This window comes from Thalassospira sp. MIT121401 (assembly GCF_047125595.1).
GTDB classification, from domain to species: domain Bacteria; phylum Pseudomonadota; class Alphaproteobacteria; order Rhodospirillales; family Thalassospiraceae; genus Thalassospira; species Thalassospira povalilytica.
The window spans coordinates 926,636-942,463 of the sequence record NZ_CP138926.1; the positions used below are offsets into that span (position 1 = coordinate 926,636).

The 15,828-nt window shown below is 54.7% G+C and carries 11 protein-coding genes; 9 read left to right on the forward strand and 2 right to left on the reverse strand.

Annotated features, from left to right (window positions below):
* Nucleotides 1-10: 10 nt before the first annotated feature.
* Entirely contained in the window at nt 11-1,414 is a 1,404-nt protein-coding gene (locus SIB88_RS04135; protein ID WP_101245346.1) for a cache domain-containing protein, read from the reverse strand.
* 433 nt (nt 1,415-1,847) lie between these two features.
* On the opposite strand from SIB88_RS04135, the gene pyc reads away from it, so the two are divergent.
* The 4 genes from pyc (at nt 1,848) to glcF (ending at nt 9,509) form a co-directional block, all read left to right on the forward strand.
* Nucleotides 1,848-5,318, forward strand: coding sequence for a pyruvate carboxylase (pyc, locus tag SIB88_RS04140; protein WP_114112812.1), 3,471 nt, complete (start codon nt 1,848-1,850; stop codon nt 5,316-5,318).
* A 15-nt stretch (nt 5,319-5,333) separates the two neighbouring features.
* The gene (locus SIB88_RS04145; RefSeq protein WP_412559396.1) at nt 5,334-6,818 is read left to right on the forward strand and encodes an FAD-linked oxidase C-terminal domain-containing protein; all 1,485 of its coding nucleotides are present in this window, start codon (nt 5,334-5,336) and stop codon (nt 6,816-6,818) included.
* 115 nt (nt 6,819-6,933) lie between these two features.
* Nucleotides 6,934-8,184 (forward strand): glycolate oxidase subunit GlcE, encoded by a 1,251-nt coding sequence (gene glcE, locus SIB88_RS04150; RefSeq protein WP_412557426.1) that lies wholly within the window; start codon nt 6,934-6,936, stop codon nt 8,182-8,184.
* Nucleotides 8,184-9,509, forward strand: a complete 1,326-nt coding sequence (gene glcF / locus SIB88_RS04155) for a glycolate oxidase subunit GlcF (RefSeq protein ID WP_412557427.1) — start codon at nt 8,184-8,186, stop codon at nt 9,507-9,509. Before glcE ends, glcF begins: the two co-directional genes overlap by 1 nt.
* A gap of 161 nt (nt 9,510-9,670) precedes the next feature.
* Here glcF and SIB88_RS04160 read toward each other — a convergent pair whose 3' ends face one another.
* Nucleotides 9,671-9,973, reverse strand: coding sequence for a hypothetical protein (locus SIB88_RS04160; RefSeq protein ID WP_101245864.1), 303 nt, complete (start codon nt 9,971-9,973; stop codon nt 9,671-9,673).
* 411 nt (nt 9,974-10,384) lie between these two features.
* Between SIB88_RS04160 and SIB88_RS04165 the strand changes: the two genes are divergently transcribed.
* The 5 genes from SIB88_RS04165 (at nt 10,385) to phoU (ending at nt 15,822) form a co-directional block, all read left to right on the forward strand.
* On the forward strand, nt 10,385-11,416 hold the full coding sequence (locus SIB88_RS04165) for a PstS family phosphate ABC transporter substrate-binding protein (protein WP_101245351.1): 1,032 nt from the start codon (nt 10,385-10,387) through the stop codon (nt 11,414-11,416).
* Nucleotides 11,417-11,550: 134 nt separating this feature from the next.
* Complete coding sequence (pstC, locus tag SIB88_RS04170) at nt 11,551-12,930, forward strand: phosphate ABC transporter permease subunit PstC (RefSeq protein ID WP_101245352.1); 1,380 nt, start codon at nt 11,551-11,553, stop codon at nt 12,928-12,930.
* A 52-nt stretch (nt 12,931-12,982) separates the two neighbouring features.
* Nucleotides 12,983-14,272 carry a phosphate ABC transporter permease PstA gene (gene pstA / locus SIB88_RS04175; protein ID WP_228194620.1) on the forward strand — a complete coding sequence of 430 codons (1,290 nt, stop codon included), beginning with the start codon at nt 12,983-12,985 and terminating at the stop codon, nt 14,270-14,272.
* Nucleotide 14,273: 1 nt separating this feature from the next.
* Complete coding sequence (pstB, locus tag SIB88_RS04180; protein WP_170310064.1) at nt 14,274-15,077, forward strand: phosphate ABC transporter ATP-binding protein PstB; 804 nt, start codon at nt 14,274-14,276, stop codon at nt 15,075-15,077.
* A gap of 22 nt (nt 15,078-15,099) precedes the next feature.
* Entirely contained in the window at nt 15,100-15,822 is a 723-nt protein-coding gene (gene phoU, locus SIB88_RS04185; RefSeq protein WP_101245354.1) for a phosphate signaling complex protein PhoU, read from the forward strand.
* The last annotated feature ends 6 nt before the right edge of the window (nt 15,823-15,828 follow it).

Genomic DNA, 15,828 nt, shown 5'->3' on the forward strand with positions numbered 1-15,828 from the left:
CCAGCCCAGATTAACCGCTGATTCGCCCGTCGGGTAGATCATTCTGGCTGGTGGCGGGAATAAATGCGGTAATTTTGGTTCCGTCATCGGGTTCCGAGCGCACGGAAAGACCACCGCCATGGAACTCCATGCGTTCGCGCATGTTGCGCAATCCGATCCCGGCGCGTGGGTCGCGGTTACGGATATAACGGTTGGTTTCAAAGCCCACACCGTTATCGGTGATGCGCATGACCACGCTGGTTCCTTCGCGCTTGATGGATATCTTGATCACGGTTGCATCGGCATGGCGTTCAATATTGGTCAGTGTTTCCTGCAAGACACGATAAAGCGTTGTCTTTTTGGCCATATCAAGCTGGTTGTCGATATTGTCGATCTTGACTTCCATGAGGATGCCCGACCGGTCCTGCAATTCGGCGCACATGCTTTCGATTGCGGGTTTCAGGCCAAGATCATCAAGCACGGCGGGGCGCAAGTCGCGCGAGATGCGACGTACTTCGTGAATGGCATCCTGCAACCGTTTGGCGGCCTTTTCCATCGGTTCAATCGCATTTTCCCGGTTTTGCCCGATCCGGGCAATTGCGGTTTCAACCGAATATTTGACCGATACCAGAATCTGACTGATGCCGTCATGCAGTTCGCGCGACACCCGAAGGCGTTCCTGTTCTTGGACATCGACCACGCGATGGGTCAGTTCCTTGAGCTTGGAATCAGCAAGCTTGCGTTCCGAAAGCGTGACCACAGTTCCGGAAATGCCAACCAGCAAGACCGCAAGGATGGTGACACCGATGATGGAAATTGTGGTTTCGCGGATATGGGTAGAGACCTCTGCCTCGATTTCCGTCACCTGTTCGGCAATGTCGTCGATATAGATGCCGGTCCCGATCATCCAGTCCCATTTATCAAGCATCAGCGAATAGGTGATCTTTTCGGTCGGCTCGCCGGTTGATGGCTTTTCCCAAACATGGCGCATGAAATCGCCACCCTTTTCGGCATTGAATATCAGCCCCTGAATGACCGAATTGCCGTTAATGTCGCGAAGGTTCCAATAGGTCCGCCCGACCCGCCATGGTTGGGGCGGTTCAACAAGCGCGGTGCCGTCGCGGTCGTAAATGAAGAAATAGCCGTCCTCGCCATAGGTCAGATCTTCGATAATCGCCTTTACCCGTTCCTTGGAAACAGCATCCAGCGGGCTTGCCACCGAATAGATATGGTCAATCGATGCCATGGCGAGCTCAAGATAACTTTTGAGCTCCTCCTTGCGGGCTTCAAGGATGTTGCGTTCAAAAGTCCTGATTTCGGCTTCGGCCAGTCTTTCGGCCTGCGCAAAGACCAGCCATGAGATGGCCGATGCGGCAAGAACCAGTGGCAAAATGGAAAGCAGCAGGAACTTTAGTCGAAGATTGAGCTTCGGCATGGGCGCGACCGTTCTGGGAATTGGGTGTTTCAGGCGTGGTCGGACAATAACATATCTGTGACAAAAGTCCCCAAAGATCACGGATTTGCACGACACCGTTCACGTGGAAAGGCGATTTTCGTTCCGCATGGTGAAAAGCGGCTGGCCTTGCTTTTGCCTGATTGGTATTACCAATTCATGAGATCATGCTTTGACAGGGAGAGGGCAATGCGCATATACCAGAACCGACGCCTGCCCACCGGGCGCCAAAAGCTCTGGATGCATTGCACAAGATCTCAGCGTGCAGGCATCTTGTTCCGCCACAAAAGGTATGGCGTTGCAGGCATCCCGCACCGCAGCGCATTCCGGGACCATATCGTGGCGTTTCACTTGGTTTTGGCAGGCGCGCACAGGCACGTTCCTGCCAGGAAAATGTGGTAGGAGCCCGGTGTCAATGACGCGTTCTGCACCTAAGCGTATCCGTAAACTTCTGGTCGCCAACCGTGGCGAAATCGCGATTCGTGTTTTGCGAGCTGCCAACGAACTTGGCATTCGCACCGTTGCGATTTTCTCTGACGAGGACCGGTTCGCCCTTCACCGTTTCAAAGCTGATGAAAGCTATACGGTGGGCAAGGGCAACAAACCCATTCGCGCCTATCTGGATATTGAAGACATTCTGCGGGTGGCACGTGATGCCGACGTAGATGCAATCCACCCCGGATATGGTTTCCTGTCTGAAAATCCGGAATTCGCCGATGCCTGTGCCGAGGCCGGAATTCAGTTTATCGGTCCTGATTCCGATGTCATGCGCACGCTTGGCAACAAGGTGTCTGCACGTAATCTGGCCGAAAGTGCAGGCGTGCCTGTCATGCCGGCATCCAGTGCGCTTCCCGAAGACATGAAGGAAGTCACCCGCATCGCCGAGGAAATCGGCTATCCGCTGATGCTCAAAGCCAGCTGGGGCGGCGGTGGCCGCGGTATGCGGGTCATCGAAAATGGCAAGGACCTTGCCAATCAGGTTCTGGCAGCACGCCGCGAGGCCGAGGCAGCCTTTGGCAATGGCGAAGTGTATTTCGAAAAGCTGATCCGTCGTGCCCGCCACGTTGAAGTTCAGCTTTTGGGGGATACCCACGGTACGTTGGTACATCTTTATGAGCGCGACTGTTCGGTTCAGCGCCGAAACCAGAAGGTTGTCGAACGTGCACCGGCCCCGTATCTGAATGATGAACAGCGTCAGGAAATCTGTGATGCTGCCATTCGGCTCGGGACGGCGGCAAACTACGTCAATGCCGGTACGGTCGAATTCCTGATGGATGTTGATACATCCAAATTCTATTTCATCGAGGTCAATCCGCGTATTCAGGTCGAACACACCGTGACCGAATGCGTCACCGGCTTTGATCTGGTCAAGGCACAGATCCTGATTGCCCAGGGTGGTCGCATCGGTTTCCCGTCAGAAACCGGTATTCCGTGGCAGGACAAGATCAAGCTGCGTGACCATGCGCTTCAGTGCCGTATCACGACTGAAAACCCGGAAAACAACTTTGTCCCCGATTACGGGATCATCAAGGTTTATCGCGGGGCCAACGGTTTTGGCATTCGTCTGGATGGTGGCACGGCCTATTCCGGGGCGGTGATCACGCCGTTCTATGACAGTATGCTGGAAAAGGTCACCGCATGGGGTAGCACCCCGCGCGAAGCCGTTGACCGTATGGACCGTGCATTGCGCGAATTCCGAATTCGCGGTGTTGCGACCAACCTGGCCTTCCTTGAAAACCTGATCAACCATCCGAAATTCCGGGCGGGTGAATATACCACGCGGTTTATTGATGAAACGCCCGATCTGTTCAAGTTCGTGCGCCGTCGTGACCGTGCAACGCGTTTGCTGCGCTTCATTGGCGAGGTCGCGGTCAATGGCAACCCGGAAGTCGAAGGCCGCGTTGTCCCGACCAATCTGCATGATCCGGTCATGCCGAAATCGATTGATCTGGGTGAAATTCGTCCGGGCACCAAGCAAAAGCTTGATCAATTGGGACCGGAAGGTTTTTCACGCTGGATGAAAGATCAGGAACGTGTCCTGATTACCGATACGACCATGCGTGATGCGCATCAGTCGCTTCTGGCAACGCGTATGCGTACCTATGACATGCTTGAAATTGCGCCATATTATGCGCACGGCCTTCCGGAACTGTTTTCGCTGGAATGCTGGGGCGGGGCGACGTTTGATGTTGCCATGCGCTTCCTGAAAGAAGATCCGTGGGATCGTCTGGTCAAGCTGCGCGAACGGGTGCCAAACATCCTGACCCAGATGTTGCTGCGGGCGTCGAACGCGGTCGGTTACACCAACTATCCTGACAATGCGGTGGATTACTTCGTCAAACAGGCGGCTGAACATGGCATGGATGTTTTCCGCGTGTTTGATTCCCTGAACTGGGTTGAAAACATGAAGGTCGCGATGGAATCGGTTCTTAAAACCGATAAACTTTGCGAAGCGACCATTTGTTATACCGGCGACATCTATGACAAGAGCCGTCCGAAATATAACCTTGATTACTATGTGAATATGGCGCGCGAGCTTGAAAAATCTGGTGCGCATATTCTGGGCCTTAAGGACATGGCCGGGGTTATGCGCCCAGCGGCGGCGACCGAGCTGATCAAGGCGCTTAAGGATACGGTCAATATCCCGATCCATTTCCACACCCATGATACCAGCGGCATTTCCGCGGCAACGGTGATTGCAGCGATTGATGCCGGGGTGGACGCGGTTGATGCCGCAATGGATTCAATGTCGGGTCTGACATCGCAGCCAAGCCTGGGGTCGATTGCCAATAACTATATCGGTCAGCCGCGTGATCCGGGGCTCAAGGCCGAGGCACTTAAGGAAGTGTCGACTTATTGGGAACAGGTCCGTCGTTACTATGCCGGCTTTGAAAGCGACATTCGCAGCGGCACGTCCGACGTTTATGTCCATGAAATGCCCGGCGGCCAATATACCAACCTGCGTCAGCAGGCCCGTGCTTTGGGGATCGAGGATCGCTGGCCCGAAGTGTCAAAGGCCTATGCCGCAGTCAACAAGATGTTTGGTGATGTCGTCAAGGTCACGCCAAGCTCCAAGGTGGTTGGCGATATGGCACTGATGATGGTGACATCGGGCCTGTCCGAGGAAGACGTTCTTGATCCCAAAAAGGATATCGCCTTCCCCGACAGTGTGATTTCGTTCTTCCGCGGTGAAATCGGCCAGCCGGTCGGTGGCTTCCCGCCCGCCCTTCAGCGCAAGGTGCTTAAGGGCGCCGAGGCGCTGACAGATCGTCCGGGCAAGTCATTGCCGCCGATTGATTTCGAGGCCACCCGCAAGGAAATCGAAAAGAAGACGCACCGCAGCAACATCAGCGATGCCGAAGTGGCATCCTATGTGATGTATCCCAAGGTGTTCCTTGATTATGCCGAACATCGCAGTCACCACGCCGATGTATCCATTCTGCCAACACCGGTCTTTTTCTACGGGATGAACCAGAATCAGGAAATCTCGGTTGATCTGGAAAAGGGCAAAACCCTTGTCATTCGCTATTTGGCGACGTCCGAATTCGGTGACGAAGAAGGCCATCGTACGGTGTTCTTCGAACTGAATGGTCAACCCCGCACAGTCAAGGTCGCGGACAAGACGCTGGCGGCTTCGGGCAAGGCAAAACCGAAGGCCGAAGACGGCAACAAGCTGCATGTCGCAGCCCCGATGCCCGGTCTTGTGGTCGAGGTGCATGTCGCCGAAGGCCAGAAGGTCAAGTCCGGGGACGTGATGTGTTCACTTGAAGCCATGAAAATGGAAACCGCAGTTCACGCGGAAAAGGACGGTATCGTGGCCAAAATCCACGCACCGGCCGGTACACAGGTCGACAGCAAGGATTTGCTGGTCGAATTGAAGGAGTAACTACCGATGCTTAGGATGCCTGAGCCGAACCAGAACACACTTGCGCGTCGCAAGGACATTATTGCGGCCATGCGTGACATTGTTCCCGCAACCGGCGGCGTAATCGTCGATGAGGATCAGCTCAGGCCCTATGAATGTGACGGGTTGATGGCTTATCGCCAGCTCCCGATGATTGTGGTCCTGCCCGAAAATACCGGGCAGGTCGCAGCCATTCTTAAATATTGTCACGAAAACAAGGTGCGCATTGTCCCGCGCGGGGCCGGTACCGGACTTTCCGGCGGGGCTTTGCCGATGGCTGATGCCATCACGATTTCGATGATGAAGTTCAACCGCGTTCTTGAAATTGACTGGAACAACCGGGCGGCTGTTGTGCAGCCCGGTGTCACCAATCTGGGGATTACCCGCGCGGTCGAACATAAGGGGTTCTATTACGCGCCGGACCCGTCCAGCCAGATTGCCTGTTCGATTGGCGGCAATATCGCCGAAAATTCCGGCGGCGTGCATTGCCTGAAATACGGTTTGACGACCAATAATGTGTTGGGCGTTGAAATGGTCACGATCGAAGGCGAAATCCTGCGCGTCGGCGGCAAGGGCCTGGATCAGGCGGGATATGACCTGCTTGGTCTGATCACCGGATCCGAAGGGTTGCTTGGCATCGTAACCGAGGTCACGGTTCGTATTTTGCGTAAACCCGAAACGGCACGCGCGCTGTTGCTTGGGTTCAATTCATCGGAAGAAGGCGGTAAATGCGTGGCCGCCATCATTGCCGCCGGCATCATTCCGGGCGGCCTTGAGATGATGGATGCCCCGGCGATCAAGGCGACCGAGGATTTCGTCCATGCGGGATATCCGCTGGATGTGGAGGCATTGCTTCTGGTCGAGCTGGATGGACCCCAGGTCGAAGTTGATTACCTGATTGATCGGGTTGGCAAGATCGCGACCGATTGTGGCGCGATCTATTCACGAATTTCCGAGAATGAGGAAGAAAGGCTTCTGTTCTGGTCGGGGCGCAAGAACGCATTTCCGGCCATCGGGCGCATTTCCCCCGATTATATGTGTATGGACGGCACAATCCCCCGCGGCCGTCTGGCCGAAGTCCTGACCGGGATGCAGGAATTGTCCAAGCGACACGGCCTTGGCGTTGCCAACGTCTTTCATGCCGGTGATGGCAATTTGCATCCGCTAATCATGTTTGATGCCAACAAGGCCGGCGATCTTGAAAAGGCCGAGGCATTCGGTGCCGACATCCTGAAACTGTGTGTCGAGGTTGGCGGCGTGCTGTCTGGCGAACATGGCATCGGCGTCGAAAAACGTGATCTGATGGGCGAAATGTTCACCCAAGACGACATGATGCATCAGGAACGGATCAAGATGGCCTTTGACGAGGATCAGCTTCTTAATCCGGGCAAGGTATTCCCGACCTTGCATGGCTGTGGCGAGCTCAAGACACTTCATGCCAAGGCCGTCGCCGACAAATTCCCGGATATCCCGCGCTTCTAGGTCGGAATTCAAACAAGACCGTCGATCATAAGACGCAACAATAAAGCCAAATATCAGCATGTCGTTTCCCGCAAATCCGGCATGTCTGGTTCAGGAGAGGAAAAGAGAGACCGCCATGGCGGAAATTTTGACACCCACCACCCCGGAACAACTGCGCGATGCCGTTGGCTGGGCGCTTGGTTCCCGGACCCCGCTTGAAATCATCGGATCAGGATCAAAACGCGCGTTTGGACATGCCGTAAAGACCAATGCGGTGCTTGATTGTTCGAAATTGTCCGGAATTCTGTTTTATGAGCCCGAAGAATTGGTGATATCGGCCCATGCCGGGACGCCATTGGCCGATATCAAGGCTGCTTTGGCTGAAAAGAACCAACAATTCCATTTTGAACCCGGAAACTTTCCGGAACTTCTTGGCAGCGGGAACGCGCCGGATGCCGGAACGATCGGCGGCCTTGTTGCCTGTAACCTTGCCGGGCCGCGCCGGATCAAGGTCGGGTCGGCCCGTGATCATCTTTTGGGGTTCCAGGCAGTGTCAGGCCGTGCCGAAGATTTCAAATCGGGTGGCCGGGTGATGAAAAACGTCACCGGTTTTGATTTGTCCAAACTGATGTCGGGATCTTTCGGAACGCTTGGTGTCATGCATACCGTGACCTTGAAGGTCATGCCCTGTGACGAACAGTCGGCAACCGTGATCGTTGCCTGTGATGATCCGAAAAAGGCAGGCAAGGCAATGACTGCCGCGATGGGGAGCGAGAACGAAGTTTCCGGCGCGGCCTGGATTTCGGCGGCTGATATTGCCGGGCTTGAAATTCCGGTGGCTTCTGAATTCGGGTCGGGGCTTGTTGTCTTGCGGGTCGAAGGACCAAAGCCATCCGTCGCCTGGCGGGCCGAGGCGCTTTGCAAGGCATTGGCATCTTTTGGTGAAACCCATGAACTGGCTGACAGCTACAGCCACCGTGTCTGGCAATATGTTGCCGATGTAAGACCGTTTGTGGAAACGTCAGGGACGGCAAGCCTTTTGTGGCGGGTGTCGGTTCCACCGGCAATCGGCGGTGATGTGTGCGCGCAGTTGCAAGATGTCACGGGCGGTCGGGCAATGATGGATTGGGCCGGTGGTTTGATCTGGTTGGCGCTTGATGATGCCGACGCGATGGCAAACCGGATTCGCGAGATTGCAGAAATGGCAGGCGGGCAGGCCAATCTGGTCCGGGCCCCTGAAAGGATGCGTGAAACAGTGCCGGTGTTCCATCCAGAAAGTCCTGCACTTGCGCGCATCAATGCCAAGATCAAAGCAAACTTTGATCCGGAAGGCATCCTTAATCCGGGACGACTGATGCCCGGCACCCAGATTGCGGAGGGCGCGTAATGCAGACGAATTTCAGCACCGCCCAACTTGAAAATCCGATGTTTGCCGAAAGCGAACAGATTTTGCGCAAATGCGTGCATTGCGGCTTTTGCACTGCGACCTGCCCGACTTTTGTAACGTTGGGGGATGAGCTCGACAGTCCGCGTGGGCGTATTTATCTGATCAAGGACATGCTGGAAAATGACAAGCCGGCAACGGATCGGGTTGTAAAACATCTGGACCGTTGTCTGTCATGTCTGTCCTGTACCAGCACCTGTCCGTCGGGTGTGGACTACATGCATTTGATCGACAACGCGCGGGCCTACATCGAAGAAACCTATGAACGTCCGCTTGGCGATCGTCTGTTGCGCAAACTGCTTGCGTTTGTCGTGCCCAACCCGACCCTGTTCCGGTTGTCGATGATCGGGGCAAAAATGGCGGCACCTTTTGCGCGCCTGATGCCGGGGCGTCTTAAGGGCATGGTGAAAATGGGCGCGCGCCACATGGCCCCGCCGAGCTGGGTGGACAAACCGCAAATCATTCCGGCCATCGGTCCGCGCAAGGGACGGGTGGCAATTTTGACGGGATGTGCCCAGCAGGTTCTTGAAACGGAAATCAACGAATCGACGGTTCGTCTATTGACCCGGCTTGGGATCGAAGTTGTGGTCGCCAAGGGTGCGGGCTGTTGCGGGTCGCTTGTCCATCACATGGGCAAGGAAGAAAAATCCCACCATCAGGCCAAAGGCAATATTGATGCCTGGTGTGCCGAAATCGACGGCGAGGGGCTTGATGCCATTGTCATTACGGCATCTGGTTGCGGCACCACGGTAAAGGATTACGGGCATATGTTGCGCAATGATGCTGCCTATGCGCAAAAGGCCGCCACGGTGTCTGCCTTGGCCAAGGATATCACCGAATATCTTGCCGGGCTTGATATCGAAGACAATGTGTTTGCCAACGCCACACATGGTGGTCCGCGCGTTGCCTATCATTCCGCCTGTTCGATGCAGCATGGCCAAAAGATCACCCGACCGCCACGCGATCTTTTGAAAATGGCCGGGTATGAGGTGCTTGAAATTGCCGAAGGCCATTTGTGCTGTGGCTCGGCCGGTGTCTATAACCTGTTGCAGCCCGAAATTGCGGGCAAACTCCAGGAACGCAAACGCGGCAATATTCGTGCGACCCAACCTGATCTGGTGGCAACGGGCAATATTGGCTGCATGGTTCAGATTGAAACCGACGACCTTAAGGTCATTCATACTGTGCAGCTGCTTGACTGGGCGGCGGGTGGCCCGGTGCCCGAAAAGCTGCGCGACCGGATTGGCGAAGCAAGCCTGGCGTCCTGACCCCGGTCCGGATGCTACGGGGAAAACTTCCCTGGGCCAGCACTATAAGAAGGCGAAATATAAAAAGACGGCGGGGAATCCCGCCGTCTTTTTTTGTACTTAAGGATCGTCATGCGCGATCACGAACTGGTCAATTGGCGTGTGGGTCGGTTAATGCCGGCTCAGGATTCTTCCTTGCCCAAAAGGCTTTGTGCGATGCCTTCGGCGGCTGATCCTTCGTTGCCGTCTTCGGCATATGCCGCCGTCTTGTCGCGAATCCACTGTATTGCGGCGGCATCGTCAATTTCGACCTTTTGCGCGACAAGCGCCAGAATCGCCTCGATCGCCAGAACGTGGGATGCCACGTTATTTACTGCGACATGCAGATCATCGATATGCCGGGATGCTGCTTCGGACATTTCGCCGAGTTCCCCTGACAGTTTCTGGATCAGTTCCTGAATCTCGTCGATCGATGCGTTGCTCATGTCGTTCTCCTGATGATGCCGCCCGGTCGTGCGGGTGGCGTTTTGCTGTCCCTGATGCACAGTTGCGTGGATTGCCTGTCATGTAAAGAGGGCGCCGGGATTATTCCTGAACCGTGTGGCCGCATCTTTGCCCGATCAGCTGGAACCATCAAATGTGACAGTTTTTGTTACAGTGTGTCGCCAATTGGCCCGCCAAGGCAGAAAACCGGTCGGATTTGACGTGATTTCTGCCGGGCCGTGATTCTTTTATATCATTGATATTTATCGATAAATCACGGCGTTTTTACTGCTCTGATACGTTGTCACATAACGTTAACAAAAGCGACACAATACCGTAAGCACCCAGCGTTAGAGTCCGCCTCGCAGATCGTTGCACCGTTCCGAAGTGGAACAACCATTGGGGAATATACCATGAAGAAGACTCTTGCTGTTGCGGCGCTGATGAGCGTTGCCTTTGCTGGCGCTGCCCAGGCACGTGACCAGATTCGTATCGTTGGTTCGTCCACCGTTTTCCCGTTTGCAACCGCAGTTGCAGAAGAATTCGGTAAAACCACCTCGTTCAAAACCCCGGTTATTGAATCGACCGGTTCTGGCGGTGGTTTGAAGCTGTTCTGTGCAGGTGTTGGCGAACAGCACCCGGACATCACCAACGCTTCGCGTCGCATCAAGAAGTCCGAAGTTGAAACTTGTGCAAAGAACGGCATCTCCGAAGTTACCGAAGTTAAAGTCGGTTACGACGGTATCGTTCTGTCGAACTCGAACGAAGCACCTGAAATCGATCTGACCAAAGAACAGATCTTCCTGGCGCTTGCCAAAACCGTTCCGTCCAAAGACGGCAAGTCGCTTGTAGACAACTTCTACAGCACCTGGTCGGAAATCGATCCGAGCCTGCCGGACGTTAAAATCGAAGTTCTCGGCCCGCCGCCGACCTCCGGTACCCGTGATGCCTTCACCGAGCTGGTACTCGAAGAAGCTTGCGATGCCTTCCCGGCGATTGCTGCTCTGAAAGACAGCAACAAAGACCAGCACAAAGCAGTTTGCGCCGGCGTTCGTGAAGACGGTGCCTATGTTGAAGCTGGTGAGAACGACAACCTGATCGTTCAGAAGCTTGAAGCAAACCACGATGCGCTTGGCATCTTCGGTTTCTCCTTCCTCGACCAGAATGGCGACAAGCTTCAGGGTTCGAAAATCGAAGGCGTTTCGCCGACCTTCGAAGCCATCTCGGCTGGTGACTATCCGGTTTCGCGTTCGCTTTACTTCTACGTAAAGAACGCACACGTCGGCACCATCCCGGGTATGAAAGAATACCTCGCAGAATTCACCTCTGACAAAGCATTCGGTGACGAAGGTTACCTTGCTGACCGCGGTCTGATCCCGATGGATGCCGCCGAGCGTGAAGCTGTACGCAACGCTGCGATGAACCTTTCGCCGCTGAGCATGTAACGCGATCTTTCAACCGATGGCGGCTAATGCTGCCATCGGTTTCTTTGTTTCCAGGCTTGATTAATTTATTGTTTTTGTCCTATTGGCCTCTCATCTGATTACTACAGGCTCACCTGGCAAACGGATTTAACGTAATGTCCCTGTCTTTCCTGTTGCTCGCGGTTGCTGCACTTTGTGCATTGTCCTTCTATTTCGGGCGCCAGCGGGCCGTTGCCCTTTCGGGTGGACGCTACAGCAATCTTCATTCTCTTCCGGCTCATTACGGGACATATGTTGCCCTGTGGTGCGGCCTTCCTGCTTTGCTGTTGCTGTTCGTCTGGCACACGTTCCAGGGATCGGTCATCGAAGCGATGATCATTGCCGATCTGCCTGCAGAAATCACATCAGACAGCGGTCAGCTGTCGCTCGCACTCAACAGCATTTCGTTGATTGCGGCGGGGAATGGTCAGCATCTGACTGTTTCACCCGAAGTTGTCGATGCCGGTCGCCGTCTTGCGAATTTGCAATCGATTGCCAACGCAGCACTGATTGTCGTGATGCTGTGTGGTGCGGTTATCGGGGTTTCGCTTTCCTATCGCAAAATTTCGCCGGAACTGCGCGCACGTAACAATGTCGAACGCATTTCGCGCTGGGTGATGATTGCCTGTTCGGCGATTGCAATCCTGTCGACGGTCGGAATTGTGTTTTCGCTTCTGTTTGAAGCACTGCACTTCTTTAGCAAGATCAACCCGCTTGAATTCCTGTTCGGTCTGGAATGGAGCCCGCAGACGGCCATTCGCGCCGACCAGGTCGCATCCGAAGGCGCATTCGGTGCCATTCCGCTGTTTGTCGGTACGCTTCTGATTACCGTGATTGCAATGTGTGTTGCAGTTCCGGTCGGTTTGTTCTCGGCCATTTATATGGGGGAATACGCATCCCCGAAATTCCGTGCGGTTGCCAAACCGGCACTGGAAATTCTGGCTGGTGTGCCGACCGTTGTTTACGGCTTTTTCGCAGCCCTTACGGTTGCGCCGTTCCTGCGTAACAATGGTGCGATCCTTGGTCTTGATGTCAGTTCGGAAAGCGCGCTGGCGGCGGGGCTTGTCATGGGGGTCATGATCATCCCGTTCGTATCGTCGCTTTCGGATGATGTGATGTCACAGGTGCCCAAATCGCTGCGTGACGGGTCGTATGGTTTGGGCGCAACCAAATCCGAAACCATCCGCCACGTGATTTTCCCGGCGGCTTTGCCCGGGATTGTCGGTGCGGTTCTTCTGGCTGTGTCGCGCGCAATTGGTGAAACGATGATTGTGGTGATGGCCGCAGGTCTTGCTGCCAACATGACGGTCAACCCGCTTCAGGCCGTGACGACTGTGACTGTGCAGATTGTTACTCTTCTGGTCGGCGACCAGGAATTTGACAGTGCAAAAACCCTCTCAGCCTTTGCGTTGGGGCTGGTTCTTTTCCTTGTCACCTTGGGCTTGAACGTATTTGCCCTTAAGGTAGTTCAGAAGTATCGCGAGAAATATGACTGATATGGCATCCCTTATGGAAGACAGAGCCGCAGCAAAGGTGATTTCGGACAAAATGCACAAGCCCGTAGACTGGGACAGCCCGAAGATCGCACGTAACATCAAAAAGCGTTACGCAGCTGAGCGTCGTTTTAAAATCTATGGACTAAGCGCGATCGGTGTTGCGCTTCTGGCCTTGTTTGTTCTGGGCTTCTCTATTGTCTCCAAAGGCTATAGCGCATTCTTCCAGACCTACATTCAGCTTGAAGTTCACTTTGATCCGGCGGAAATCGATCCGGACAGGACGGGTGATCCGGCCGTTATCGGCAAGGCCAACTTTGACGGCCTGATCAAGCAGTCCCTGCGTGAACGGTTCCCCGAAGTAACCAGCCGCCGCGATCGCCGTGATCTGTATGGCATCGTGTCAGGTGGTGCGTCCTATGATCTGCGTGAACGGGTTATGGAAAACCCGAACCTGATCGGGCAGACTCGCAAGATCTGGCTGATTTCCGGTGATGATTTCGACATGCTCAACAAAGGCTATATCGATGCCGAAGTTGATGAAAGCAGCCGTCGTCTCAATGACCAGGAAATCGGATGGTACAATGCGCTGGTCGAAGACGGTGCGGTCGAAAAGCAGTTCCATGCCCGCTTCTTTACCAGTGGTGACTCCCGCGAGCCGGAACTTGCCGGTATCTGGGGGGCGGCTGTCGGGTCATTCTATACCCTGCTTGTGACCTTGGCCCTGTCCTTCCCGATCGGGGTTCTTGCGGCGGTCTATCTTGAGGAATTCGCACCGAAGAACCGGTTCACGACAATTGTCGAAGTCAATATCAACAACCTTGCTGCTGTGCCGTCGATTGTGTTCGGTCTGCTTGGTCTGGAGGTCTATCTCAATGTCATGCATCTGCCGCGTTCGGCCCCGGTTGTCGGTGGCTTGACGCTCGCACTCATGACCTTGCCGACCATCATCATTGCGTCGCGTGCAGCGATCAAGGCGGTTCCGCCGTCAATCCGCCAGGCGGCCCTTGGTCTTGGTGCCTCGCCGGTTCAGACCGTAACCCACCATGTGCTGCCGCTGGCGATGCCGGGCATTCTGACCGGGACGATCATTGGGATGGCACAGGCACTTGGTGAAACGGCACCGCTTTTGATGATCGGCATGGTTGCCTTCATCGTTGATATCCCGGGTGGTGCACTTGATCCGGCAACGGTTCTGCCGGTCCAGATCTATCTTTGGGCAGACAGCCCGGAACGTGCCTTTGTCGAGAAAACCTCGGCAGCGATTATGGTGTTGCTGGCCTTCCTGATCCTGATGAATGGACTGGCTGTGTATCTGCGCAAAAAATTTGAACGGAAGTGGTAAAATGGCTGCTGTATCCCAGAGCGCAATGACGGCAGAGCCGTCGGTCGCAAGCCCGAAAATGACGGCACGTGACCTTAATCTTTTCTATAGCGACAACCAGGCGCTGTTCGATGTCAATCTGGATATCGTCGAACGTCAGGTTACCGCTTTGATCGGCCCGTCGGGTTGTGGCAAGTCGACCTTCCTGCGGTGCATGAACCGCATGAATGACACGATTGATGGTGTGACCATCAATGGCAAGGTGACCCTTGATGGCCGCGATATCTATGACAAGCGGATCGACGTTGTTCAGTTGCGCGCGCGTATCGGGATGGTGTTCCAGAAACCGAACCCGTTCCCGAAATCGATCTATGACAACGTGGCCTATGGCCCGCGTATTCATGGGCTGGTCAATTCGCGTGACGAACTTGATGAAATTGTCATGACCTCGCTTGAGCGTGCCGGTCTTCTCAAGGAAGTAAAAGATCGCCTGCAATCGCCCGCTACCGGTCTTTCGGGTGGTCAGCAGCAGCGTCTTTGCATCGCACGTGCGGTCGCGGTCAGTCCGGAAGTCATTTTGATGGACGAGCCGTGCTCGGCACTTGATCCGATCGCAACGGCAAAGGTCGAAGAGCTGATTGACGAACTGCGTTCGAACTACACGATCGTGATCGTGACGCACTCCATGCAGCAGGCTGCGCGTGTATCGCAGCGGACCGCATTTTTCCACCTTGGCAAGCTGGTAGAAGTTGGTGAAACCGATCAGATCTTCACCAACCCGAAAGACGACCGCACCAAGGGTTACATTACCGGTCGCTTTGGTTAAGCGATACGAGGAGAACGCATAAATGGCTGACGACAAAACACATATCGTGAGTTCGTTCGACGAGGAACTGACCCGTCTGAACAACATCATCTCGCAGATGGGCGGGCTTGCAGAAAGTCAGCTGATCTCTGCGATCCGCTCTATTGTAAAGCGTGACTCGGAACTGGCTGAAAAAGTCATTCTTTCAGACCATCGTATCGATGTTCTTGAACAGGAAGTGCAGGACTTTGCGGTCCGTCTTCTGGCCCTGCGCCAGCCGATGGCTGATGACCTGCGTCAGGTCGTGACGGCGCTTAAGCTGTCCAATGATCTTGAGCGTATTGGTGATTTGGCCAAGAACATTGCCAAACGTGCCCAGGTCCTGAACCAGATCCCGCCGATCCGTCCGGTTCAGGTGATCCCGAACATGGGCAAGCTGGCCCAGGAAATCATCAAGGATGTTCTCGACGCCTATATCGAAGGTGACGCCGAAAAGGCGGAACGCGTCTGGGCGCGCGATCAGGAAGTCGATGACATGTACAATTCGCTGTTCCGCGAATTGCTGACCTACATGATGGAAGATCCGCGCAACATTACGGCATCGACCCACATGCTGTTCATCGCCAAGAACATCGAACGTATTGGCGATCATGCCACCAACATCGCCGAAACGATCTATTACCGGATCAAGGGCGAAGACCTGCCGGCAATCGACCGGCCAAAAAATGATGCAGCGAACTTTGCTGTTGTCGAACCGAATGAGTGACACTGG